Origin of the sequence: Kluyvera sichuanensis, assembly GCF_014218705.1 — a bacterium.
Classification (GTDB): Bacteria; Pseudomonadota; Gammaproteobacteria; order Enterobacterales; family Enterobacteriaceae; genus Kluyvera; species Kluyvera sichuanensis.
This window is the reverse complement of record NZ_JABBJF010000004.1, coordinates 1-24,331: the sequence shown is the minus strand read 5'-3', so window position 1 is coordinate 24,331 and position 24,331 is coordinate 1. Positions and strand designations below refer to the sequence as shown.

Annotated in this window: 22 protein-coding genes and 1 tRNA gene; 13 read left to right on the top strand and 10 right to left on the bottom strand. The window is 55.7% G+C overall.

What is annotated here, in order from left to right; all coding sequences use genetic code 11:
* Position 1 precedes the first annotated feature (1 nt).
* Positions 2 to 868: a bifunctional methylenetetrahydrofolate dehydrogenase/methenyltetrahydrofolate cyclohydrolase FolD gene (folD, locus tag HII27_RS06110; protein WP_185667068.1), complete on the bottom strand. Its 867-nt coding sequence runs from the start codon at positions 866 to 868 to the stop codon at positions 2 to 4.
* A gap of 253 nt (positions 869 to 1,121) precedes the next feature.
* Between folD and HII27_RS06105 the strand changes: the two genes are divergently transcribed.
* Positions 1,122 to 1,198, top strand: a tRNA-Arg gene (locus HII27_RS06105).
* A 248-nt stretch (positions 1,199 to 1,446) separates the two neighbouring features.
* Here HII27_RS06105 and HII27_RS06100 read toward each other — a convergent pair.
* Genes HII27_RS06100 through HII27_RS27425 form a run of 3 tightly spaced genes read right to left on the bottom strand, consistent with a single transcriptional unit; the run spans position 1,447 to position 3,858 of the window.
* Positions 1,447 to 2,184, bottom strand: a complete 738-nt coding sequence (locus tag HII27_RS06100; protein ID WP_223883157.1) for a DUF2931 family protein — start codon at positions 2,182 to 2,184, stop codon at positions 1,447 to 1,449.
* Complete coding sequence (locus HII27_RS27430) at positions 2,156 to 3,115, bottom strand: DUF2235 domain-containing protein (protein ID WP_317983840.1); 960 nt, start codon at positions 3,113 to 3,115, stop codon at positions 2,156 to 2,158. The genes HII27_RS06100 and HII27_RS27430 overlap by 29 nt, the downstream gene beginning before the upstream one ends.
* Positions 3,079 to 3,858 carry a phospholipase effector Tle1 domain-containing protein gene (locus HII27_RS27425; protein WP_317983837.1) on the bottom strand — a complete coding sequence of 260 codons (780 nt, stop codon included), beginning with the start codon at positions 3,856 to 3,858 and terminating at the stop codon, positions 3,079 to 3,081. The genes HII27_RS27430 and HII27_RS27425 overlap by 37 nt, the downstream gene beginning before the upstream one ends.
* 569 nt (positions 3,859 to 4,427) lie before the next feature.
* On the opposite strand from HII27_RS27425, the gene sbmC reads away from it, so the two are divergent.
* Complete coding sequence (sbmC, locus tag HII27_RS06090) at positions 4,428 to 4,898, top strand: DNA gyrase inhibitor SbmC (protein WP_185667067.1); 471 nt, start codon at positions 4,428 to 4,430, stop codon at positions 4,896 to 4,898.
* Positions 4,899 to 4,951: 53 nt separating this feature from the next.
* On the opposite strand, the gene HII27_RS06085 is transcribed toward sbmC, so the two are convergent.
* Positions 4,952 to 6,262: a serine hydrolase domain-containing protein gene (locus HII27_RS06085; RefSeq protein ID WP_185667066.1), complete on the bottom strand. Its 1,311-nt coding sequence runs from the start codon at positions 6,260 to 6,262 to the stop codon at positions 4,952 to 4,954.
* A 141-nt stretch (positions 6,263 to 6,403) separates the two neighbouring features.
* On the opposite strand from HII27_RS06085, the gene HII27_RS06080 reads away from it, so the two are divergent.
* Positions 6,404 to 7,306, top strand: a complete 903-nt coding sequence (locus HII27_RS06080) for a LysR family transcriptional regulator (protein ID WP_185667065.1) — start codon at positions 6,404 to 6,406, stop codon at positions 7,304 to 7,306.
* Here the strand turns inward: HII27_RS06080 and HII27_RS06075 are convergent.
* Positions 7,303 to 8,133, bottom strand: a complete 831-nt coding sequence (locus tag HII27_RS06075; RefSeq protein WP_185667064.1) for an EamA family transporter — start codon at positions 8,131 to 8,133, stop codon at positions 7,303 to 7,305. The two genes, HII27_RS06080 and HII27_RS06075, sit on opposite strands and share 4 nt — an antisense overlap.
* A 309-nt stretch (positions 8,134 to 8,442) precedes the next feature.
* On the opposite strand from HII27_RS06075, the gene HII27_RS06070 reads away from it, so the two are divergent.
* The 6 genes from HII27_RS06070 (at position 8,443) to HII27_RS06045 (ending at position 16,876) form a co-directional block, all read left to right on the top strand.
* On the top strand, positions 8,443 to 10,635 hold the full coding sequence (locus tag HII27_RS06070; RefSeq protein ID WP_185667063.1) for a TonB-dependent receptor: 2,193 nt from the start codon (positions 8,443 to 8,445) through the stop codon (positions 10,633 to 10,635).
* A 144-nt stretch (positions 10,636 to 10,779) separates the two neighbouring features.
* Positions 10,780 to 12,171, top strand: coding sequence for a phenylalanine transporter (gene pheP, locus HII27_RS06065; RefSeq protein ID WP_185667062.1), 1,392 nt, complete (start codon positions 10,780 to 10,782; stop codon positions 12,169 to 12,171).
* Between the two features lie 211 nt (positions 12,172 to 12,382).
* On the top strand, positions 12,383 to 13,624 hold the full coding sequence (locus tag HII27_RS06060) for an MFS transporter (RefSeq protein WP_185667061.1): 1,242 nt from the start codon (positions 12,383 to 12,385) through the stop codon (positions 13,622 to 13,624).
* A gap of 19 nt (positions 13,625 to 13,643) precedes the next feature.
* Positions 13,644 to 14,672 (top strand): sugar phosphate isomerase/epimerase family protein, encoded by a 1,029-nt coding sequence (locus HII27_RS06055; RefSeq protein WP_185667060.1) that lies wholly within the window; start codon positions 13,644 to 13,646, stop codon positions 14,670 to 14,672.
* Positions 14,669 to 15,820, top strand: a complete 1,152-nt coding sequence (locus tag HII27_RS06050) for a Gfo/Idh/MocA family protein (protein WP_185667059.1) — start codon at positions 14,669 to 14,671, stop codon at positions 15,818 to 15,820. Before HII27_RS06055 ends, HII27_RS06050 begins: the two co-directional genes overlap by 4 nt.
* A gap of 75 nt (positions 15,821 to 15,895) precedes the next feature.
* Entirely contained in the window at positions 15,896 to 16,876 is a 981-nt protein-coding gene (locus HII27_RS06045; protein ID WP_185667058.1) for a LacI family DNA-binding transcriptional regulator, read from the top strand.
* Positions 16,877 to 16,924: 48 nt separating this feature from the next.
* Here the strand turns inward: HII27_RS06045 and HII27_RS06040 are convergent, their stop codons facing one another.
* Both HII27_RS06040 and HII27_RS06035 read right to left on the bottom strand, forming a co-directional pair.
* Positions 16,925 to 17,821, bottom strand: coding sequence for a DMT family transporter (locus HII27_RS06040; protein ID WP_317983836.1), 897 nt, complete (start codon positions 17,819 to 17,821; stop codon positions 16,925 to 16,927).
* A complete protein-coding gene (locus HII27_RS06035) occupies positions 17,818 to 18,624 on the bottom strand; it encodes an alpha/beta fold hydrolase (RefSeq protein WP_185667057.1) in 807 nt (268 codons plus the stop codon). Before HII27_RS06035 ends, HII27_RS06040 begins: the two co-directional genes overlap by 4 nt.
* A 133-nt stretch (positions 18,625 to 18,757) precedes the next feature.
* Here HII27_RS06035 and HII27_RS06030 point away from each other — a divergent pair, with 133 nt between their 5' ends.
* Entirely contained in the window at positions 18,758 to 19,657 is a 900-nt protein-coding gene (locus tag HII27_RS06030) for a LysR family transcriptional regulator (protein WP_185667056.1), read from the top strand.
* Here HII27_RS06030 and HII27_RS06025 read toward each other — a convergent pair whose 3' ends face one another.
* Both HII27_RS06025 and HII27_RS06020 read right to left on the bottom strand, forming a co-directional pair.
* Positions 19,658 to 20,902, bottom strand: a complete 1,245-nt coding sequence (locus HII27_RS06025; protein ID WP_185667055.1) for a mechanosensitive ion channel family protein — start codon at positions 20,900 to 20,902, stop codon at positions 19,658 to 19,660.
* Between the two features lie 78 nt (positions 20,903 to 20,980).
* On the bottom strand, positions 20,981 to 22,408 hold the full coding sequence (locus tag HII27_RS06020) for an MFS transporter (protein WP_185667054.1): 1,428 nt from the start codon (positions 22,406 to 22,408) through the stop codon (positions 20,981 to 20,983).
* Positions 22,409 to 22,539: 131 nt separating this feature from the next.
* Between HII27_RS06020 and HII27_RS06015 the strand changes: the two genes are divergently transcribed.
* The 3 genes from HII27_RS06015 to HII27_RS06005 all read left to right on the top strand — a co-directional run bounded on the left by HII27_RS06015 (position 22,540) and on the right by HII27_RS06005 (position 24,162).
* Positions 22,540 to 23,379: a helix-turn-helix transcriptional regulator gene (locus tag HII27_RS06015; RefSeq protein ID WP_185667309.1), complete on the top strand. Its 840-nt coding sequence runs from the start codon at positions 22,540 to 22,542 to the stop codon at positions 23,377 to 23,379.
* Between the two features lie 185 nt (positions 23,380 to 23,564).
* A complete protein-coding gene (locus HII27_RS06010; protein WP_185667053.1) occupies positions 23,565 to 23,882 on the top strand; it encodes a type II toxin-antitoxin system RelE/ParE family toxin in 318 nt (105 codons plus the stop codon).
* 34 nt (positions 23,883 to 23,916) lie between these two features.
* On the top strand, positions 23,917 to 24,162 hold the full coding sequence (locus tag HII27_RS06005; RefSeq protein WP_396401351.1) for a helix-turn-helix domain-containing protein: 246 nt from the start codon (positions 23,917 to 23,919) through the stop codon (positions 24,160 to 24,162).
* The last annotated feature ends 169 nt before the right edge of the window (positions 24,163 to 24,331 follow it).

Here is a 24,331-nt window from a genome sequence, read left to right as displayed (position 1 = left end):
CTTATGCCTTCTCCACGTCGTGATACTCTTCACACGCCTGTAAGGTGTTTTCAATCAGGGTTGCGACGGTCATTGGACCGACGCCGCCCGGTACCGGGGTGATGTAAGACGCGCGCGCGGCGGCATCTTCAAACACCACATCGCCGACTACTTTACCGTTTTCGAGGCGATTAATCCCGACATCAATGACGATGGCACCTTCTTTAATCCACTCACCGGGAATAAAGCCAGGCTTGCCGACCGCAACGATCAGCAGATCCGCGTTCTCAACGTGGTGGCGCAGATTTTTGGTGAAGCGGTGGGTCACGGTGGTGGTGCAGCCAGCCAGCAGCAGCTCCATGCTCATCGGGCGACCGACGATGTTGGAGGCGCCAATCACCACGGCGTTCAGGCCGTAGGTGTCGATGTTATAGCGCTCCAGTAGCGTTACGATACCGCGCGGGGTGCACGGACGCAGGCGCGGCGCGCGCTGGCACAGGCGGCCAACGTTGTAAGGGTGGAAGCCGTCCACGTCTTTGTCCGGATCGATACGTTCCAGCACTTTGACGTTATCAATACCCGCAGGCAGCGGCAGCTGCACCAGAATACCGTCGATGGTGCTGTCGGCGTTCAGGGTATCAATCAGCGTCAGCAGTTCGGCTTCTGATGTGGTTTCCGGCAGATCGTAGGAGCGGGAGACGAAGCCCACCTCTTCGCAGGCTTTGCGCTTGCTGCCGACATAAATTTGCGATGCAGGGTTGCTGCCCACCAGGACAACGGCAAGCCCAGGGGCGCGTTTTCCGGCCGCAACTCGGGCCTTCACTTTTTCCGCAACCTCAGAGCGCACCTGCTGCGCAATCGTTTTACCGTCAATAATCTTTGCTGCCATCAGGGAAAATTTTCCATCTGTCATTAACGAAGGGGGGATGGACATATTTTGTCAGATGCGAGCCTCGCTGTCAGGTATCGTTTGCGAGTTTTCCGCGGAAAGTGATTTTGTTGAAGAGTTGAACGATAGTTGGCTGCTCTTTGTTCACTGCCTCATCCCGCGCAGGTTTCGCAAGGAAATGGATTGACTCACCTGCCAGTGACCGTATAATTCCACGCGTTTCACCCCACCACGAAGTTTTGACTTCCCCAGTGCGCCCTTAGCTCAGTTGGATAGAGCAACGACCTTCTAAGTCGTGGGCCGCAGGTTCGAATCCTGCAGGGCGCACCATTTAACTTCAATAGCTTACGCTTCTTTCGCTTCCTTCTGATTTCCGCTGTGGGACATATTTGGGACATCATCGGCAAAAATCGAGTCAATTTGACGAGCTTGTTCGGTCACTAATTCGCTCCCCCCTGTCTTGCCTTCGAAAAAAACGCGCCTGTGATCGCGTTTTTTTTCATTTAAAGATCAAGAGATCTTCGTGCAGATAATAAGGATCTCAAGAAGATTCTGTGGGTTTTAAGCGACGAACCCCACTACCATTCCCCATACGGGTAGCTTTTGTCCTTGATAAAATCCTTAATAAATTGGTCATATCCATCAGGAATCGTGTAGTTAAAATCAATTCGGCTATTAATTGAACTACATATTTTCCTCTTATCACCAGAAACCGTAGTTATTTTTGCCCCACTTTGTAGTACAGCTGGATCGCCCTGATTGCTCATCCACACCCGGACAACGCCTCCCGGAGCAAAACCAATTACCAGATAATTTCGCCAGAACGACTTGTTCGGATGAGTATTATCAATATAACGGGTTGTCATTTGTTTCCAGGTATCGCTGCCAAACCAGATAACGGTTTCATATGCTTTCTTATCGATGACCGAGTCCCAACAAAGACGCATATTCGCAGGAAGTGCATCGCCTTTATTAAAATGCGCACCAATTCCTCCGATAGTGGGACTCCATCTTCCCACACTACGATTGCTCGGTTCTGTAGGGTCAATTCTGGGGAAAAAGATACTGTCACCATTCAGGTAATGCACACTCGCAGCCGTCACGATTGCCGGCAAATTTTTGGGATAAACAAAATCAAATCGCCAGTGATCATAAGGTAATGTGGCGCTCTGCACACCGGTAGCGGCTGATTCTGATACCCCGTCACTACCTACAGCGCAACCGGCTAACAGCGCCACACCGGCAACGGCACTGATTATGGTCCGTAATATATTCATCACCGGTTCCTTAAAATAGTACGTCCATTTCATCTGCATTGGCTCGCCTCCCTGCCTCCCACTGCTGCTGATCATCCATATACCATACCGTCCGGGTCCAGCCGACACAGGGGGCATTAGCCCAGACAAAAGACCGCTCCTGTGTGGGGGCATAATGATCTCGCAAATAAACCTCTCCGTCTGATGGACTAACCCACAGACTGCGATCTGAATCGATATTCCAGTTAGCAGAACAATGCATATAGCGACCGATAATATGCATTTCAGCTTCTGTAAAACTGACCGGATCCTGCCCGTTACGCACAGCACGCCCCTGAGTTATCGCTTTATTACAAAGGGAACTAAGTTCTGCCGGTATACGTAATTCTTTATCTGTACTGAGGATAGGTGAAAACGAAACACCGGCTTCCTGAGCCGCATCCAGCATCACCCGCATGCTGACCTTTTCCCAGTCATTAGGGATCTGCTCTCTTTTAAAAAAAACAGCGGCTCCCACGTTTTTCCGGAATTCTCCCTTTCTGGCCTTATTCGCATCAACTACTGGCCATGCGATAACCCGGGTTTCCACCTTCCCATGCGGCAGCATATATTTCAGCGCCGGGATATAAGACAACTTATCCCGCATGGCTTCCGCTTTTTGATAAACAGCTGTACTGGTTTCGGCTGTACTGTCCAGAACAATATTAAAATCCGGCATCATCAACAGATTATCTTCATTCTCATATAATGCTGAATCCGGTGCGTTATAACCACCGCCAATATCTGAATGCACGCCAGGCAGAACCAGTTCAGGCCACATGCCGGCAATACTGTTTGCACTGAAGTTATACCGGCATTCATGCATTGCTCTTATCTGGAAAACCTTCTGTGCCACTGATGGCCGTAGCTCGAGATTAACGCCCGGATTATCACGCCCGTTGATATCGTAAAAATTCAGCAGACTGCCAATGGCAGCGACCGTATCAAACAGCCCAAGAAAGCGGACTTCTCCTGCCTGTTTACCGTGATGCCGGTGTGATCCAGCCCGGTAGTAATAGCCTCTGCAATCGCAGAATCCTGAGCCATCACCCGGTTAGCAAAATGGCGGGCTGATGCAGCCCCTCTGCTAAAGCCAAATACATCAAACTGGACTTTCGCAATTGCCACCTGGGTTTTGTTCTGAGCGATAAAATCGTGCAGCACAGAAATGATTTGCTCCAGGGCTTCATCGGTTTTGGTGACCACTCCCTGAAACTGTTTAATAAGACTGCTTCCCAGCGCCATCCCAAACACTGAATCACTTTTCCCATCATCCGTTCCGATGCCTGAAACATAGGCTTTAACCTGGGCTTCTGTCTGATCGTCAGCGGTTTCCCTGTCTGATGAGTAGAGATCGTATAATCGGGAAATATTGGTAATTCCGCCTCTGTAGCTTGAATTACCGACTGAATCACGAGACATGGATTCGTACTTCGCACAGGCTTCCGCCCTTTCCTCACCGGTCAGATTGCTGCAGTTGCTGTACGCAAGCTGAAGATCGAGAGAGTTTGCTTTGTTATTCCCCGTTCCGTCAAAAAAGACCCCCACAGTCAGCGTCACGCCTCTGACCGGAACCCGCCGGCAATGGATAACTTTTTCACTGCACATAACATCGGTGTAGTGCGTGTTGTCCCCGGTAATATCATACCTGTGATAGCCGGCACTGGCCGGCGCTGATTGCTCATCAATAGCCACAGAAATTCCCTTTTATTTTTTATGGTTAATATCGTTTCATCATACACTGCACAGTACTTAACCTAAATGGGCACAATGAATAACGGTTAGCTGGTAAAAGAGTCAGCCAATAACCACATTGTACGACTGAAAATACACTCACCCGCTTCCGGTAAAATGACGTATCATTTACTCACGAGACACTCACGGGACATTGTCACTTTTATCGTTCAACACTTTACTTTTTGAGCGATAGCTAGGCCGCCGGTGATGTAGTTTTGCAGCCCACGCCTAAACCTCCAGCCATTATCGTTATCAAGCGCTGATGCAATCATGAGATCCCCGTGATGATTCTGTTGAGCGCAGTAATGACACCGTAAGCACCTGTTATGGATGTAGTTCTAGGAACTTCTAAGTCGTGGGCCGCAGGTTCGAATCCTGCAGGGCGCACCATTTTCCTGAAATCCTCCCCCCACATTCTTCCCCTGGCAAGAGTGCGAATCTGCTCACATAATGTTCACTGTTCGTTTGTCTAAACCAGAATACGCAAATTATACTGTATGAAATCACAGTGTTTTAACGGAGGCAGTATGGACTACGAGATAAAGCAGGTTCAGCAACGCAAAATCGCCGGTTTTCATATGGTTGGGCCGTGGGAACAGACGGTTAAACAAGGGTTTGAACAGCTGATGATGTGGGTCGATGGTCAGCAGATCCCCGCGCAGGAGTGGCTTGCCGTCTATTACGATAACCCAGACGAGGTGCCGGCGGAAAAGCTGCGCTGCGATACGGTCGTATCGGTTGCCGATGATTTCGTTATCCCGCCAAACAGCGAAGGGGTGATGCTGGCTGAAGTGGCGGGCGGGCTGTATGCCGTCGCACAGGCCCGCGTTATCAACCACGACTTTGCCACGCCCTGGTATCAGTTCTTTGATAGCGTCATGAAAGATGAAACCCATCAGTGGGCGCCAAAGCCCTGCTTTGAGATTTACCGCAATAACGGAGCGGAAGAGGGCTACTGGGATATCGAAATGTTTATCGCGGTAGAGCCGAAGGCCTGACCTGAAAACGCCAGAGCGTAAAGTACGGCTCTGACGTGGTCATCTGCTCGTGATTAATGCAACGCCTTCGCTATCGCGCTAAACATCAGCGAGGCTTCCAGCGGTTGGGCGCTGAACGACGGTTCCGCCTGCGGCCAGGTTGACCATTGGACGATCACCAGATTTTCCGCGCGGTTGACCATGATCATCTGGCCATAAATCCCCAGCGCCCACAGGGAGCCTTGCAGCGAATCCTGCGGTGCGGGCACCACGTTTTTGGCATTGGCAGGCACTTCGTTATTCCACCACTGATAGCCATAAAGCCCTTGCGGATGCGCTGCGGAGACGGAGTTTTTCGCCTTGTTCCAGTCTGCGGATTGAGCCACCCAGTCCTCCGGCAGAATCTGTTTACCGTTCGGCAGGCGGCCGTTGTTCAGCACGAACTCGCCGAAGCGGCCCCAGTCTTCCAGCGTGGCGTTAAAACCGTGTGCGCCAACATCATGCTGATTTTTGCTGTAGGCATGCCATACGCCGTCGCTCGCCATGCCGTACGGCTGCCAGATGCTTTGCTCAAGGTAGGCGGCAAGCGTCATGCCCGTTGCGCGTTCCAGCACGTCGCCCAGCAGCCAGGCACCGCCGGAGGAGTAAGACCAGACCTCACCCGCCGGATGGGCGCGTTTCAGGCCTGAAACCAGCGTGCGGACGCAGCCATAGGCCCCCGCATGTGCTTCACACTGCGTGAGTTTGGCGAAATCAGACTGTGGGTTAGCGTAATCTTCATTCCACGCCACGCCGGAGGTGTGCTGGATCAGCTGTTTCAGCGTCACACCGTCCCAGGCGGTGCCCTTCAGATCGGGTTCATACTGCGTGACCAGATCGTCCATCGAGTGGATTTTTCCCTCTTTTAACGCCACGCCCACCAGCGTAGATACCACCGATTTCCCGACCGAACGGGAGGTCCACAACGTGGTGTCGGTGTTGCCTTCACCCAGGTATTTCCAGGCAATTTTACCGTTTTTCAGCACCAGCATGCCGCTCACGTTCTGGCGTTTAAGGTAGTCCTGAAGCGTCCACTGTTTGCCGTTGACCTGATAGCTCACCTGCGCCAGCGGTTTTTCCGCCGTCACTAACGGCGCGGATTTTCCGTGATGGAAAACATCGCCCTGATAGTTGCGGTAGTCGTTACGAAAACCGATTACGCGCTCGGCCTGACGCCAGGTCAGCATGGTTTTGGTATCGGGCAGGGTGGTATCAAAAGGGGCCGGGCAGGCGGCGAGTTCCGTACCTTCGCAGGCCGCCATGGCAGGAGAAGAGAGGAGTGTTCCAGCCACCAGGCTTGCCAGCAGGCAGTACTTTGCAGGTAAGGATTTATGTTTATTATTCATAGCGTTCTCGATTTTAGTTTTACCCATAGACACGTTGTCCCGGCGGGGTGACGGGATGGGTGCAGTATAAAAATCGGCGCACTATAATAAAAAGCGCGTAATGGGGGAAAAACCCCCGCATGTACTGCAAAAGGAGCCAGCGTGCCGTCACTGTCTTACTCATTTTCTCAGCTTGAAGCCTTCACTGCCGTTGCAGAGCACGGCAGCCTGATGAAGGCCGCGATGAAGCTGGAAAAAGATCGTACTACGCTTCGTGATCTTATCGATCTGCTGGAAGATGGCCTTGGCTACCCGCTGTTTGTCCGTCAGGGGCGAGCGCTACAGTTGACGGTTGAAGGCGAACAGCTTCATCGCCAGGCGCACCTGCTGATGCGTCAGGCTAGAGCCTTCGAACAGTTTGCCCGTCAGGTGCCATCAACGGAGGCGCAGGAGCTGGGCATTGCCTACGATCCCTTTACGCCGCGCCGTTTTTTGCAGGCGTTAATTACCCAGATGGCGACGCGGGGGATCCGTCTGAGCCTGAGATGCACCTCACGCGTTGAAGGTGAAAAAGCGCTGGCGAGCGGGCAGGCCGATCTGGGCTTCTTTCAGGCCAACAACCACAGCGTCGGCAGCGACATGGAGTGGCGTGCGCTTGGGGCCATCGACATGGATTTTTACGCCGCAGAGTCGCTGTTTGCCAATGTCGCTCGCCCATGTTCACTGCTCGACCTCTCTTTGACGCCGCAGGTGGTGATGCACTCTGCAAGCGATATACCTATGGCGCGGCGGCTGCAAATCTCCGGCAATATCATTGTGGCCAACGAGCTTGAGATGCTGCGCAGCCTGATGGAGGCCGGGTGCGGATGGGGATTTTTACCGACCCATTTTGAGGCGGCGCGCTGGAAACATGTTTCCGCGATTCCCACGGTGGTGGGTAATGAAGGCATCAGCCAGACCATGGTGACCATCTGGCGTCCGGGGAGTGAAAAGCGGATATTGATTGATGACACGCTCACTCGCCTATCTGCGCTGTGGCGGGAGGTGAGTAGGCGCGCGGATTAAATCCGCCGTCTGTCCGCCGCAATGACCAGACCAATGCCGGAAAGGGTGATAACAATCGCCAGCAGCATACGCATATCAATGGCTTCGCCCATAAAGACCAGCCCGCCTAGTGCGGCCAGGCAAGGGACGCTGAGTTGCAGCGTACTGGCAGTGGTGGGGCTGAGCTGAGGTAATAGCGAATACCAGAGCAGATAGGCCCCGCCGGACATCAGCGCCCCGGAGAGTACTGCAAGCATCAGCCCCACGGCATCGGCATGGATGTGAAAACCACTGAGCAGCAGCACCGCCAGCGCCATCGGAACCGCCAGTATGAAATTCCCGGTGGTGGCTGCAGCTGCATTCTGTACCCTCTTGCCGGTAATGCAGTAAACGGCCCACGCCGCGCCGGATAGGATCATCAACAGCGACGCGCTGCCGGAAGGATGCCCCGCACCGGGCAGCAGCAGCAGCGCCAGCCCGCCCATCGCCCCTAACATGCCGAGACTTTTCAGCGCGGTCAGGCGCTCGCCGCGCATCAGCCCCCATCCGGTCATCACGCACTGTACGGTGCCGAACAGCAGCAGCGCCCCGGCGGCGGTGGTTAACGACAGATAGGCCAGTGAGAAGGCAAATACATAGGTTGCCAGCAGCGCGGCATTAAGCCAGTTAAACTCCGGCTTGCGACGAAGCCCCGGTAGTTGCAGCAGCAGAAAAAGTGCTATTGCTCCGCTCAGCAGACGCACGCTGCTAAACGATACCGCATCCATATGCAGCCCCTTTAACGCCAGCCGACAAAGCAGAGAGTTGGCGGCAAAGGCGACCATAGCCAGGGTGATTTTGAGCAGCACGAGAGAGTCCTCAGAGGGCGATGGCATAATTATGCATGAAGCCGCAGAGCGGCGAGGAATTGTTTTGTGCGCTGGCTCGCTAACAACAACATGAATTTTTTGTGGTTATTTCCCGTTGCTACCACTGATTGATACTTGATCACGGCATGATAATGCGTATAGTTCTCGATCTCATTTTTATTCATTGTTGTTATCCGGCTGGCTCAGTAATCGGTGAGAGCATTTCACAGGGTGATTCTGGGGCGTGAGAAGCGAAAACCCCGTTGGTACCGGCAATGAATTTTTTATTCGATACCAAGGGATGTTCTCATGAAAACAAAACTCTCCGTGCTGGCACTGGCGATAAGCACCGTGCTGCCTGCGGCCTACGCCGCAACCTCTGAAGATGCCACAACCAGAAAAAATCAGCCTGAAACGATGGTGGTTCAGGGCGTTGACGGCAGCGATTTCAAAGCCGGCGGTGAAGATCTGGTGCCCGCTTACCTTGATGGACAAATTGCCCACGGCGGTCGCCTGGGAATGCTCGGTGAGCAGAAGGCGATGGACGTGCCGTTCAACGTTATCGGCTACACCTCGAAGCTGGTGCAGGATCAACAGGCTAAAACCATTGCTGACGTGGTCAAAAACGACGCGGGCGTTCAGGCGGTGCAGGGCTACGGTAACTTTGCTGAAACCTACCGCATTCGTGGTTTTAAGCTCGATGGCGATGATATGACCATGGGCGGTCTTTCCGGCGTGGTGCCGCGTCAGGTGATGGACACCCAGATGCTGGAGCGCATCGAAGTCTTTAAAGGGGCGAACGCGCTGGTTAACGGCGCGGCAAGCTCCGGCGTGGGTGGGATGATTAACCTTGAGCCTAAACGCGCTGAAGACATTCCAACCACGCGCGTCGGCGTGGACTACACCTCTGACTCCCAGGTGGGCGGCTCGCTGGATGTTGGGCGTCGTTTCGGCGATGACAACCAGTTTGGCGCGCGCGTGAACGTGCTGCACCGTGAAGGAGAAGGGCGCGTCGACAACGACAAGCGTCGCACCACCCTGGCGTCGCTGGGCCTCGACTATCGCGGTGACCGCCTGCGCTCCTCGCTGGATTTTGGCTATCAGAAAAAGACCTTCCACGGCGGTGAGATGGGCGTTGGCGTAGCCAATATTGCGCAAATTCCAGCGGTACCTGACGCCACCAAAAGCTATGCGCAGAAGTGGGGTTATAGCGATATCGAAAACGAATTCGGGATGGTGAAAACCGAGTATGACCTGACCGACAACTGGACGACCTACGCCGGGCTGGGTGCGCAGCACGCGCATGAAATCGGCACCTACGCTGCGCCGAAGTTAACTAATGTCGACGGTACTGCCACCGTCGGTCGTCTGGATACTAACCGCATTATCGACAGCTTTAGCGGCATGGGCGGCATCCGCGGTAGCTTCAATACCGGCGTAGTCTCTCATAAAGTGAATGTGGGCTACTCGGCACAGATACGTCGCGATGCGACGGCCTGGCGTATGTCCGACAGTGATAAAAACCCGACTATCAATATCTACAACAGCCATGACGTGGACATGCCGGATTATAAGCCGAATCCAAAAGGCGGCCACTATGACGATCCGCTGACCACCGCGCGCAACCGTACCCAGGGCTGGCTGCTCAGCGATACGCTGGGCTTCTTCGATGACAGCCTGTTGTTTACCGCCGCCGCGCGCCACCAGAAGGTGGTGATCCGTAACTACGATAACCAGACCGGTCTTGAAACCACCACGTCAAGCTTTACCGAAAGCCGTTGGATGCCAACGTTTGGCCTGGTGTACAAACCGTGGGAGACGCTCTCGCTGTACGCTAACCATACCGAAGCGCTGCAGCCTGCAAACAATGCGCCGATAACGGCGAAAAACTACGGCCAGAGCATCGGTATTGCCCACTCTAAGCAGGACGAAGTGGGCATAAAAATTGACTACCAACGCGTAGGTGGCTCGCTGTCGCTGTTCCAGATAACCAAGCCTTCTGGCGTGCTGGATAGCGATAAGTACTACCGGATGGACGGCGAGCAGCGTAACCGCGGCGTGGAGCTGAACGTCTTTGGTGAGCCGATGCTCGGCCTGCGTCTGACCGGCAGCACGCTGTGGATTGATCCTGAATTGACCAAAACCGCAGGCGGCACTAATGATGGGAACGATGCGATTGGCGTATCCCGCTTCTACGCGGTGCTGGGGGCAGAATATGACATCAAACCGATTGATGGACTCACGGCCACCGCGCGGGTGAACCACACTGGATCTCAGTATGCTGATACCGCCAACACCAAAAAGCTCGATAGCTACACGACGCTGGATCTGGGAATGCGCTACCGCATGCGCCTGAATCAGGAGCAGAACGATCTGGTGTGGCGCGTGGGCGTAACCAACGTGACCAACCAGAACTACTGGTCTGGCGCTGATGACACCGGCATCTATATCTACCAGGGCGAGCCGCGCACCTTAAAAGTCTCGGTCAGCTACGACTTCTAAGTCATTGCTAAAATAGGGTTATTGCCCCGAAAGCGCGTGCGTTTCGGGGCTTTTTATATCTGGGGAGCCGGTGCTGATGGCCTTGCGGCAAGCGGCGCTAAGTGTTAAAAGGTGCCCCTTCATAAAAATGCTAAGGGGATAGACGTGAAAAACGCGTCATCAGCATCCAGCCAGAATCAACCGGATGCCTCGTCGGATAATAACCCGACGCTTCACCGCGGATTACAGAACCGCCATATTCAATTAATCGCCCTCGGGGGTGCCATCGGCACCGGCCTGTTCCTCGGCATTGGCCCAGCCATCCAAATGGCAGGCCCGGCGGTTGTGCTGGGCTACGCTATCGCTGGCGTTATCGCTTTTCTGATCATGCGCCAGCTTGGCGAGATGGTAGTGGAAGAGCCGGTATCCGGGTCATTTGCCCATTTTGCTTATAAATACTGGGGGCCGTTCGCCGGATTTCTCTCTGGCTGGAACTACTGGGTTATGTTCGTGCTGGTGGGCATGGCCGAACTGACCGCCGCCGGGATCTATATGCAATATTGGCTGCCGCACGTCCCTACCTGGATCTGGGCGGCGGGCTTCTTCGTGCTGATTAACGCCGTGAACCTGGTCAACGTGCGCCTGTATGGCGAAACCGAGTTCTGGTTTGCGCTAATTAAAGTGCTGGCGATTATCGGCATGATTGGCTTCGGTATCTGGATGCTGACGACCGGCAACGGCGGTGAGCATGCCAGTATCAGCAACCTCTGGCGCGACGGCGGCTTCCTCGCCACCGGCTGGAAAGGGCTGATTCTGTCGCTGGCGGTGATCATGTTCTCCTTCGGCGGGCTGGAGCTTATCGGTATTACGGCGGCGGAAGCGCGCAGCCCGGAGACTACGATCCCGAAAGCGGTTAACCAGGTGGTGTACCGTATTTTGCTGTTCTATATCGGCTCGCTGATTGTGCTGCTGGCGCTCTACCCGTGGCAGGGCATTCAGTCTGACAGCAGCCCGTTTGTGATGATCTTCCACAATCTTGACAGTAACGTGGTGGCATCAGCGCTAAATTTCGTCATTCTGGTGGCCTCTCTGTCTGTCTACAACAGCGGCGTTTATTCCAACAGTCGCATGCTGTTTGGCCTCTCCGTGCAGGGAAATGCTCCGCGCTTCCTGACCAAAGTGAGCAAGCGCGGCGTGCCGGTGAACTCACTGCTGCTCTCTGGTGCTATCACCTCGCTGGTGGTATTGGTTAACTATCTGCTGCCGCAAAAAGCCTTTGGCCTGCTGATGGCGCTGGTGGTGGCAACGCTGCTGCTGAACTGGATCATGATCTGTATGGCGCACCTCAAGTTCCGTGCCGCCATGCGCCGTAAAGGCCGCGAAGCGAAGTTCAAAGCGCTGTGGGCGCCGGCCAGCAACTACGTATGTATCGCCTTCCTGCTGATGATCCTCGTGCTGATGTGCACCATGGACGGCATGCGTCTGTCGGCGATCCTGCTGCCGGTGTGGGTGCTGTTCCTGTTCGTTGCCTTCAAAACCTTGCGCCGCAAAGCGTAAGTTTTCCCGCCCGGGCGAGCGCATGCGACCCCGGGAATGCACCGCCCATTTCCGTCGTGCTCCTATCCCCAGCGATTCCCTTCCGACAGCCGCCTGTTTTTTAATCGTGACGCTTCTCCCAAATTGACAACGGCAGACGGGAACTTCTTTTTGTAATCGATTACTTTTCTTCTGAGTGAGTTTGTAATCGATTACTTTTGAGGGTGAAAACATGGTGTCTACAACGGAAAGTCGTGAACAAAGCGGCGTACAGCACCGGCTGTTAGTCCCGCGCCTGTCGTTAATGATGTTTATGCAGTTTTTTATCTGGGGAAGCTGGTCGGTGACGCTTGGCCTGGTGATGACCCAGTACAACATGTCGCTGCTGATTGGCGATGCCTTCTCGGCGGGGCCGATTGCCTCGATCCTGTCGCCGTTCGTCCTCGGCATGCTGGTTGACCGCTTCTTCCCGTCGCAAAAGGTGATGGCGGTGATGCACCTGCTCGGCGCGGCGATTCTGTGGTTTGTGCCGCAGGCGCTGGTGGCGGAAAACGGCGCGTTGCTGATTGCGCTGCTGTTCGGTTACACGCTGTGCTACATGCCAACGCTGGCGCTGACCAACAACATTGCGTTCCACAGCCTGAGCAATATCGACAAAACCTTCCCGGTGGTGCGCGTGTTCGGCACTATCGGCTGGATTGTTGCCGGGATCTTTATCGGCGTGACCGGCATCTCCGACACTACCGGTATCTTCACGCTGGCGGCGCTGTGCTCGGTGGTGCTGGCGGTCTATAGCCTGACGCTGCCGCACACGCCGGCACCGGCGAAAGGGCAGCCGCTTAAGCTGCGCGATCTGTTCTGTGCCGACGCCTTTGCGTTACTGAAAACCCGTCACTTCCTGGTGTTCGCCGTCTGCGCCACGCTGATTTCCGTACCGCTTGGCACCTACTACGCCTACACCGCCTCGTTCCTGGCGGACGCGGGCGTAGCGGATGTCAGTACCGCGATGTCCTTCGGCCAGATGTCGGAAATCTTCTTCATGCTGATTATTCCGCTGCTGTTCCGCCGCCTGGGTGTGAAGTACATGCTGCTCATCGGCATGCTGGCGTGGTTTGTGCGCTATATGTTCTTTGCGCTGGGCATCAACGAAGAGACGCGCTTCCTGCTGTATCTCGGCATTCTGCTGCATGGTGTCTGCTATGACTTCTTCTTCGTGGTGGGCTTTATTTACACCGACCGCGTGGCGGGCGAAAAGGTGAAAGGGCAGGCGCAGAGCATGGTGGTGATGTTCACTTACGGCATCGGCATGCTGCTGGGCTCGCAGATTTCCGGCTCGCTCTACAACCATCTGGTTGCTGGGCAAACCATTCCGGCAGCCTGGGTGAACTTCTGGTGGATCCCGGCGGTGGCCGCAGTGGTTATTGCACTGATTTTCCTTGTCTCGTTCAAATATGACGAGAAAGCGCAGGCGTAATTTTTTGAAAGGAGGGGGTATGAAAACCATCAAGGGACCGGGCATTTTTCTGGCGCAGTTTATTGGCGCAGAGCCGCCGTTTAATACGCTCGATGGGCTAGCAGAGTGGGCCGCAGGGCTGGGGTTTAAGGCGCTACAGCTGCCGTGCAACCACCCGGGGATTTTCGATCTGCAGCAGGCGGCGACCAGCCAGACCTACTGTGATGAGATTACCGGAAGGCTTGCCGAGCACGGGCTGGTTATTAGCGAACTTTCTACGCACCTTGAAGGCCAGCTGGTAGCTGTGAATTCGGCCTACGACAGCGCGTTTGATGCCTTTGCCCCCGCAGCGTTACGCGGCAACCCGGCGGCACGTCAGCAGTGGGCGGTTGAGAGCGTGAAAAATGCGGCGCGCGCGTCGGCACGATTAGGGCTGAAGGCGCATGCCACTTTCTCCGGGGCGCTGGCGTGGCCTTACTTCTACCCGTGGCCGCCGCATAACGCGCTGCTGCTGGACGAAGCCTTTAACGAACTGGCTAACCGCTGGCGGCCTATTCTGGACTGTTTTGACGAGCACGGCGTCGATTTGTGCTACGAAATTCACCCCGGTGAAGACCTGCACGACGGCGTGACCTTCGAGCGTTTCCTGGCGAAGGTAGATAACCACCCGCGCTGCCACATGCTCTACGACCCGAGCCATCTGCACCTACAGAATATCGACTACCTGGCGTATCTCGATATCTACCATTCGCGCATTCGAGCGTTCCACGTCAAGGACGCGGAGTTCGAGCGCAACGGGCGCAGCGGCGTCTACGGCGGTTATCAGAACTGGCTGGATCGCGCCGGCCGTTTTCGCTCGCTCGGCGATGGCGATATCGATTTTAAAAAGATTTTCAGCAAACTCAGCCAGTACGATTTTGACGGCTGGGCGGTGATGGAGTGGGAGTGTTGCCTGAAGGACGCGCAGACCGGGGCGCGCGAAGGCAGCGAATTTATCAAACGGCATATCATTCCCGTATCCGCACGGGCCTTTGATGACTTTGCCGCGGGCAGCGAGGTACGCGGATGATTCAGGTAGGCATTGTTGGCTCAGGTTTTATTGGCCCGGCGCATATTGAAGCGCTGCGCCGCCTGGGGTTTGTTGAGGTAGTAGCGCTGTGCGACGCTTCGCTGGAGCAGGCACAGGAGAAGGCGCGGCAGCTTAATATTCCGCACGCTTATGGCGACGTTGATGCGCTTTTGGCGCACCCTGGGCTACAGGTGGTGCATAACTGCACCCCGAACTTTTTACATGCCGAGGTGAACCGGCAGATCCTGCGGGCGGGGAAACATGTCTTCTCTGAAAAACCGCTATGTATGACCTCCGATGAGGCGCGCGAGCTGGTTAAGATGGCGCAAGAGGCGGGCGTGGTGCATGGCGTGAGCTTCGTCTATCGGCAGTTTGCCATGGTGCAGCAGGCGGCGAGCATGATGCGTGACGGCAGCGCTGGTCGACTTTTCTCCGCCTACGGTGGCTACCATCAGGACTGGATGCTGCTGGAAAACGACTTCAACTGGCGCGTGGATGCGCAACAGGGCGGGGTTTCCCGAGCGGTGGCCGATATTGGCTCGCACTGGTGCGATACGGTGCAGTATGTCACCGGGCGACGCATCGTTGAAGTGATGGCCGACCTCGCTATCGTCTGGCCGACGCGCAAAGCCAGCATTGGGGCGCAGGCAACCTTCAGCGAACAGCAAAATGCTACCGGATACCAGGACGTGCCGGTAACCACTGAAGATGCCGGTTCGGTGCTGTTCCGCTTTGACGACGGCAGCAAAGGCTGTTTTAGCGTCTCGCAGGTGAGCGCCGGGCGTAAAAACCGCCTCCACTTTGATATCAACGCCAGCGCCTGCTCACTGGCCTGGGATCAGGAAACGCCGCAGCAACTGTGGATTGGCCATCGTAGCCAGCCGAACCAGTTGCTGAGCGACGACCCCAGCCTGTTGAACCGCGACGTCGCCGGGCAGGCCCACTTCCCCGGTGGGCACAACGAAGGCTGGCCGGACGCGTTTAAAAACATGATGCTCAATTTCTACCAAGCGGTGCGTGCAGGGAGGATGCCGCAGGAGCATGAGCGCCGCTTTGCCTCATTTAGCGAGGGGGCGAACGTGATGTATCTTATTGACGCAATTGTGAAAAGCCATCAGCAGCGGCGCTGGGTCAGCGTCGAACAATAACCGGGCGCCCGGTACGCTGGGCCCGTTTTTATGGTAGCCTGCACGCAAAGCGTTAATTGCAGGGAACGGCATAGCATGTCAATTCAGAAAATCGCCCAGCTGGCGGGCGTGTCGGTAGCCACCGTATCGCGGGTATTGAACAACAGTGAAACGGTGAAAGCGAAGAACCGCGAGCGGGTGCTTCAGGCAATCAAAGAGAGTAACTATCAACCGAACCTGCTGGCGCGCCAGCTGCGCACGGCGCGTAGCTCAATGATCCTGGTGATGGTGTCAAACATCGCCAACCCGTTCTGCGCGGAAGTGGTGAAGGGCATTGAAGAGGAAGCGGAGAAAAACGGCTATCGTATTTTACTCTGCAACTCCGGCTCTGATATCGAACGTTCGAAGTCTGGCCTGCGTCTGCTGACCGGCAAGATGGTGGACGGCATTATCACCATGGATGCGTTTGCTCGCTTGCCGGAATTGACCACGGTGATTGGCGACGCGCCGTGGGTGCAGTGTGCCGAATATGCCGATGCGGGAGACGTTTCCTGCGTGGGTATTAACGACGTTGATGCGGCCCAGCACGCGGTAGGCTATCTGGCGGCGCAGGGGCATCAACGTATTGCCCTGATTAACCATGATTTAAGCTATAAATATGCCCGCCTGCGCGAGCAGGGCTATCAGGACGTGCGGCAGCAGCAGGGGCTCGATTTCGCGGCGGTGGAGTATGCCGACGATCTCAGCGCGGCAGCGGGCAAGGCGGCGATGAAAAATCTGCTGGCGATGAACCCGCGCCCGGATGCGGTATTTGCTATCTCGGACTCACTGGCGGCGGGAGCTATTCGCGCCATCGAGCAGGCCGGGCTGCGCGTACCGGAAGATATCGCCGTAGTTGGTTTCGACGGCACGGAGCTGGCGGAGATGGTCTCGCCGCAGCTTACCACCGTGCAGCAGCCATCAAGAGAGATTGGCGCCAAAGCGGTCACGCTGCTGCTCAACAAAATTGACAACCCGGACGTTGCCCCAGAGCGGGTGATGCTGGAGTGGCGTTTTATTCCCCGCGCCAGCGCCTGATATTAGCGTTGCCGGATGGCGTTTCGCCGCCATCCGGCAATGTTTATCCTACCGCCTGATAACCACCAGCAGCCCGCACACCACCAGCCCCGTCCCCAGCAACTGCTCCACCGACAGCGGCTCGTCCAGCAGCCACCAGCTAAACAGAATGGTCAGAATCGGCCCGATTAACCCAATCAGCACCGCCTTCGCCGCACCGATGCGGTGAATAGCCGACGACAGCCAGAATATCGGCATCACCGTGGAAAACACCGCCATCCCTGCGCTATAGGCATACACCTGCCACGGCAGATTGAGCGCAGCGACGGGGCGGGTGGCAAAAAAGTGCACCTGGGTTGCCGCAATTGACACCAGCAGCGCCAGCATTGAAAACGGGATTGCCCCCATGCGCCCGATAGCCACCTCCGCCCCGGCGTTATAAATGGCGTAGGTGATAGCGCAGCCAAACACCAGCGACCCGCCGATCAGTACCGAATGGCTATCGGCGGTGAGCCCAAGGTCGTGCACAAAGGCAATCAGAATGCCGCCGTAAGAGAGCAGCATCGCCAGCAGCAGTTTCTTCTCAAAGGTTTTGCCGAGAAAAAAGACGCCAATCAAGATAGTCAGCATCGGGTAGGTAAAGAGAATCAGCCGCTCCAGCCCGGCGGTAATGTACTGCAGGCCCATAAAATCGAGCATCGCCGAAGCGTAATAACCCGCCACCCCGAGCACCGCCAGCAGAGCGTAATCCTGGCGATGAAGCGTCGGTATTTTACGCAGCACCGGCAGCGCGGTGAGCGCAATCAGCGGCAGGGACATCGACATACGCAGCATCAGCAGCGTGACCGGGTCGACCGGTGCGACCTCATAAGCCAGCTTGACGAATATCGCCTTAAACGAAAAACCGAACGCCGCGAGTATCGCCAGTGAAAACCCGGCAACCCGGGAAGTGAGATGCAGTTTCACCGTGCCTGTTCCTGGTGCTCGCTGATGCGTTGCCACATCACTACCGGGTTGGAGTACATCGGGAAGTGCCCGCAGTGGGGAATTTCAGCAAGCGTCACGCCGCGACGTTCAATATCCGCCAGATAGCTCAGCGTGTTGTTCTGCTCACCGTACATAAACATTTTCGGGAACGGCAGATTTAGAAATTTCGCCATCAGGTCGCCGTGGTCGGAATAATCCACCATCGAGGTAAAAATGGGCCTGACCGCTGCCGCTTGCACTTTATGTTTGAGGCTGGCGGCATACAGCGCGCTGGCCCACGCTGGGGACTGATGAGTACGGACGATAAAATCCTCGAAGAACTGGTCATCATCGCCGTCCGGATAATCAATGGCCTGGCGGCTCAGGAAGCAGTCTTCCGGGGCGACATTACCCTCGATATCGACAAAGCTCAGTACCCGCTCAGGGTGGGCGTGCGCCAGCATCAGCGCGGTCAGGCCGCCCATGGAATGGCCGACGAGGTGAAAGCGCTGGAAGCCAAGTTGGTCAATCAGTGCGAGCGCCGTCTCGACTAAAAACGGAATCGAAATTTTTTGCAGGTTTGGGCATTGCGTCTCCCCGCAACCGGGGGCGTCGTAGGCGAGAAACGGTCGCCCGTCGAAGGCGGCATGACGCACGATATCGGCATAGTCTTCTTTGGTTGAACCGAAACCGTGGAGAAACACAATCGGTTCACGGTTACCGGTGCGATGAATGGCGGCCACCTGCATTGGTGTTGCTTGTACCGTTAGCGAAAGGCGCGCGCGGTGAAATTCGTGGGGCATGGTCACTCTTCTTATTCATTCGTGGGATGGCTATCGTCGCCGTGATTCTCTGATATGTAAAATCGTATTAAAGTAATGCTCTGATATGTTTTTAATATCGTTTGGCGTGGGCATTGAAAGGAGCCATGCAGAGATGATCAATTTTCGCATTATTCGCCATATGTGGCTGTTTCTCGCCGTGGCGGAGGAGAAACATTTTGGCCGCGCGGCGAAGCGGCTTGGTATGACGCAACCGCCCTTAACCCAGCAGATTCAGGTGCTGGAGCAGTCGCTGAAAGTGCAGCTGTTTGACCGTTCAAAGCGTAACGTGCAGCTCACGCCCGTCGGGCTGGCCATTCTTCCGGCGGTCAAACGTTTTGCCGAGCAGGTTGAGCGGCTGGAACTGGCGGTGAACGAAGCGGTGGCTGGGCATACCGGCATGCTGACCATTGGCGCCATCAGCACCGCCATGCTCGACGTGCTGCCGCCGCTGATTGATAAGATGAAAGCGTGCTACCCCGATATCGTGATTTCCATTAAGGAGATCGACAGCGCCGAAGCGGTGCTGGCGCTGCAAAACGGCGAGATCGATCTGGCCTTTGCGCGGCTCACCGGGGAGATGGGCGAGGGAATTACGCTGTTGCCGCTGTCCAGCGCTGAACTGGTAGTGGCGCTGCCTCGTCAGCATCGACTGGCAGCCGAGCCTCGGATCGCGCTGCGTGATTTGATGCAGGAAGAGTGGGTGATGTTTTCTCGCCACCTGAGCCCGGTCTATTTCGACAGCATTACCGCTGCTTGTCGCAGCGAAGGTTTCTCGCCGCGCATTATCCACCACGTCCGTTCGGTCTCTTCGCAGATTGCTTTTGTCGGTTGTGGGCAGGGGATTGCGCTGGTGCCGGATTCGCTGGAGCGTCTGTCACCGGCCAACGTGGTGACGGTGCCGCTCGACCAGACGATTGAGGTGATCACCACGGCGGTGGCCTGGTCAGCCAGCCGGAAAAATCCGCTGGCTGACAAGTTTATCGCCCTGATTCAGACGCCTGAGGTGGCGTGATTACTGCCCGATAGCACCCGCGAGGGCGCGAATATCATTACCGGTTGGCGACTGATGTATCCGCAGGCCAAACTCTTCGACCACAGCGAAAATATGGTCGAAGATATCAGCCTGAATACTTTCATATTCTGCCCAGATAACGGTGTTGGTAAACGCATATATCTCAATGGGCAGGCCGTTATTATCCGGTGCCAGTTGGCGTACCATCAGCGTCATATCCTTGCGAATTTTCGGATGGTTACGAAGATATTCGTTGAGATAGGCGCGGAAGGTGCCGATATTGGTCATTTTACGCAGGTTAAGCACCGAATCATCGCTGCCGTACTCCTGATTCCACAGGCTAATTTCCTGGTAACGAGAGTCCATATACGGTTTTAACAGTCGCGCCTGAATTAAGCGCTGCTGCTCTTGCTCATCGAGGAAATGGACGCTGGTGGTATCAATGTTCAGGCTGCGTTTAATTCGACGCCCGCCGGAAGCCGACATGCCGCTCCAGTTTTTAAACGAATCGGATACCAGCGACCAGGTGGGAATCGTGGTAATGGTGTTATCCCAGTTACGCACTTTAACCGTGGTTAAGCCAATATCGGTGACCGCACCATCGGCGCCGTATTTCGGCATCTCCAGCCAGTCGCCGAGCTTCAGCATATCGTTCGCCGACAGCTGAATACCGGCCACCAGACCGAGGATCGGGTCTTTAAAGACCAGCATCAGCACCGCCGCCATGGCCCCCAGACCGCTTATCAGAATCGCCGGTGACTGCCCCAGCAGCAGGGAGATCATCAGGATGCCAATCAGAATCGCACTCACCAGTTTCACGCCCTGGAATATGCCTTTAAGCGGAAGCTGAGAGGAGAAGGAGAGCTTTTGCGACAGATTAAAAATAACGTCCAGCAGTGAGAAGAACGACAGCAGGGCATATAGCATTACCCACAGTTGCGCCACCGTGGTTAATATTTCCGCCGCTTCACTGCCTTTTTGCAGCCACAGCACGGCCTGCACGTTAACAATGATCCCCTGTAACGTAAACGCCAGTCGGTGAAACAGCTTATTCTGCGTGATGATTTGCAGCCATAAATGGCTGCTGGCCTGCGCCCGCTTTTCGAAGGTGCGCAGCACCAGACGGTGTAAAATCAGATGAACAATGATGGCAGTGAGAAAAATAATACCAAAGATGATCACCAGCGAATTGGTATGGTTTATTTCAATGCCCATCTCTTCTATCTGGGAAATGAGTTCCTGCATAACGTCTCCTATATAGCCAGCCTTTAATAATGACCAGGCTGGCTATAATATGCAAACAGGTATACAGGAACTTAATAATCAGGAAGTTGCCATCGTCGGGCTACGGTTTAAATGATGGCGCAGGCCAATGGCAATGACCGCCAGCAGCAGCATCATCACCGCCTCTACGCCGAGAAAGCCGATCATCGCCTGCGGATAGCTGCCGTGATGGTTACGCATCAGCATCAGCAGCAACGAGCCAAATACCGCCGGGCCCAGCCCCAGCGTGGCCTGCTGCAGCGTACTCAGCAGCGCGCTGCCCGCGCCCGCATCGTTAGCGGTAATGTCGCGCATTCCCACCCGATAGAAGCAGTTCACAATCAGTGCCTGGCCGTAGCCAATCAGCGCCGTGGCGGGTACCAGCGTCAGCGTGGTGGTCGCCTGACCGTAGTGGTGGAAGGTCTCCATCAGCAGCAGCAGGCCGCTAATTTGCACCACCAGACCGGCCACCAGAATGCGTCCCATGCTGTAGCGCGCAATCAGCTTCGGTGCGTACATCGCCGACAGGAAATAGGCCACGCCAAGGGCGATAAAGCTGTTACCCGACTGCCACGGAGCCATGCCGAGGCCGGACTGCATGGTCAGCGCCATACAGAACATAAACCCGGACCAGGCGCTGAAGAACAGCAGCGCAATCACCATACCGAAGCGAATGCTGGCCAGCTGCAATAGGCGTGGCGGCAGCAGTGGATGCTCGCCGCGCTGTTCTTTGCGCAGCGCGGTGGCACGCATCCAGAACAGCAGCGGGATAATCGCCAGCAGCATCAGGCGCATCGACCACGGCCAGTGCAGCTCCGGCCCCAGCGCCATCGGGAACAGCAGGCAGCAGAGAATAAGCCCAAGGCTAAAGGTGCCTTGCCAGTCGATGGTGGAGTGTTCATCACGGCGGGTTTCCGGCACGTAACGGCGGCTGAACGCCAGCACCAGCAGGCCAATGGGCACGTTGATAAAGAAGGCGTTACGCCAGCCCATCCCGGCGATATCCGCCGACACCAGCCAGCCGCCGAACATCTGCCCGACGATAAACGAAATGCCGCCAATGCCGCCGTACAGACTAATGGCGCGGGCATGCGCCGTTCCTTTTAGCGTAACGTGCAGCGTGGCGAGGATCTGCGGCACGATAAGCGCCGCGCCGGCGCCCTGAAGCGTACGGGCGGCGAGCAGGGCGGTAATTGAGTTAGCGACGCCGCACAGCAGCGACGCGAGGCTAAAAATCGCCACGCCCCACATAAACAGACGGCGGCGACCATAGTTGTCGCCAAGCTTGCTGCCCATCGCCAGACAGACGGCGAACGCTACGCCGTACAGCGCCACAATCAGCTCAAGCTGGGTGGGGCTGGCATGCAAAGACTCGGTAATGGAATCCAGGGCGACGTTGGTAATCGAGGTATCGATTTGGGGTAACATCAGGCCGGTCAGCAACAGGAAAAGCCCTGCGCGACCGGGTGAAACAGCAGACGTTTTCATGGTGACTCCATTGCGTCATTCAGCGATTGGACGTAGCATCGCTGATTAAATAAACGGGTACCAGTTCCTGGTTATACTGGTACTGGCACTACTATGCTGGAGATACCATGAGCCTCATCAGCCACAGTGAAATGGACGTATTGCAGACACGGCAGATGGATAACCGTAAGCAACTGGGTGCATTTCTTCGGGCGCGACGGGAAAGTCTCGATCCACAGCGGTTGGGGTTACCGCGCAGCGGGCGACGGCGCACGCCGGGCCTGCGTCGCGAAGAGGTGGCGATGCTGGCGGACGTTGGCGTGACCTGGTATACCTGGCTTGAGCAGGGGCGCGAGGTTAATCCGTCGGTGGCGGTAATGCAAGCGATCGCCGAGGCGCTCCAGTGCAGCGAACTTGAGACGCGCCACCTGTTCGTGCTGGCGGGGCTGACGCCGCTGGAGTCCGCTAATGTTCCTCAGTGCGAGGGCATCAGCCCCGGCACGCGCCGTATGCTGGACAGTTTGCTGCCTCAACCGGCCAGTATTCAGAAGCCCAATTTTGATATCGTGGCGTGGAATGAGGCATTTTGTCGGCTGATGGGCGTCGATTTTTCCATCATTCCCGAAGATGACCGAAATTGTATCTACCTGTATCTGACCCATCCCGGCTGGCGTAGTCGCCTGGCTAACCCTGACGTACTGGGCAATTTCGTCTCTTATTTTCGCGCTGCGATGGCCGAACACCGGGGAGAACCGGCGTGGGAGAACAAGCTTGCCCGCTTCTTCGCCGCCTCCGCCGAGTTTGAAGCCCTCTGGCACCAGCGCTACGAAGTGCGCGGCGTCGAAAACCAGATCAAAACGTTCCGCCATCCCGAGTTCGGCGAATTCCAGCTACAGCAGATGTACTGGTACTCCGCGCCGCGCAACGGCTCGCGTCTGCTGGTGTATTTACCGGTAGATGAGGTAGGAGAAGGGGTGTTGGCGAGGTTGTAGTGCGGAGACGATCCCGGCGGCGCTTCGCTTGGCCGGGCTACCAGGTGTATGCGTTTTACGATCCGCTATCCATGTTTAAAACTGGAATCTGAACTTTGATGCTAGCAGGAGTAGGGTGATGCAAAACGGGTGAATTAACCTTTAATGCAATTTGCCTTATATGCTAATATTCAGGGACGAAAATCGTGTTCAGAATTCTTGTTCATGCAGATGTCAGAGAGGAAATGCTGGCACTGCCTGCTTCTGCGCAAGCAAAAATGATCGGCAAAATAGAGAAACTTCGGCTCAATCCAACCGCTTTGCGAGAGCCAGACAGTAAACCTCTACCTCACGGCCTTTTCGAAATACGTACCGTAGGAATGATTCATTGTCGCGGTATCTATGCCTTTCAGCAGGGGAAGACGATTTTCTTACTGCGCGTATTTATTAAAAAAACGCCAAAAACACCTCCAGCGGAACTCCGTCTGGCATTAAAACGGCTACAGGAGATGCAGGATGAGTAAGAAGGTAATTGATTGGGATGACCTGAGAGCCGAAATGCTGGAACGGTCAGACGTGAAGGCGGCGTTTGATGCGCAGGAACGACAGGAGCGTCTGCGAGATATGCTGGCGCAGTGGCGTAGCCATGCGGGACTGACGCGGGCGCAGGTTGCGCAGAGAATGGGGGTGAGTGCCCCGACGGTGTCCAGAATGGAAGCCAACGTGACGCGAGCAAGTCTTGATACGCTGACGCGCTATGCGCTCGCTTGCGGGGTAAAACATCCGCAGATCTTGCTGTATTGAGATTCCCCGGCGGCGCTTCGCCTGGACGGGCTACTCAAATATTGTAGCCCGGCCAGGCGAAGGTACAAACCGGAAACATAGGTAACACTTTAGACCGGATACATGGGTAACAGTTATAACAGGCATAGAAGAGGAGACTCGCTATGCCCTGGACTGAGACCCGACCTAT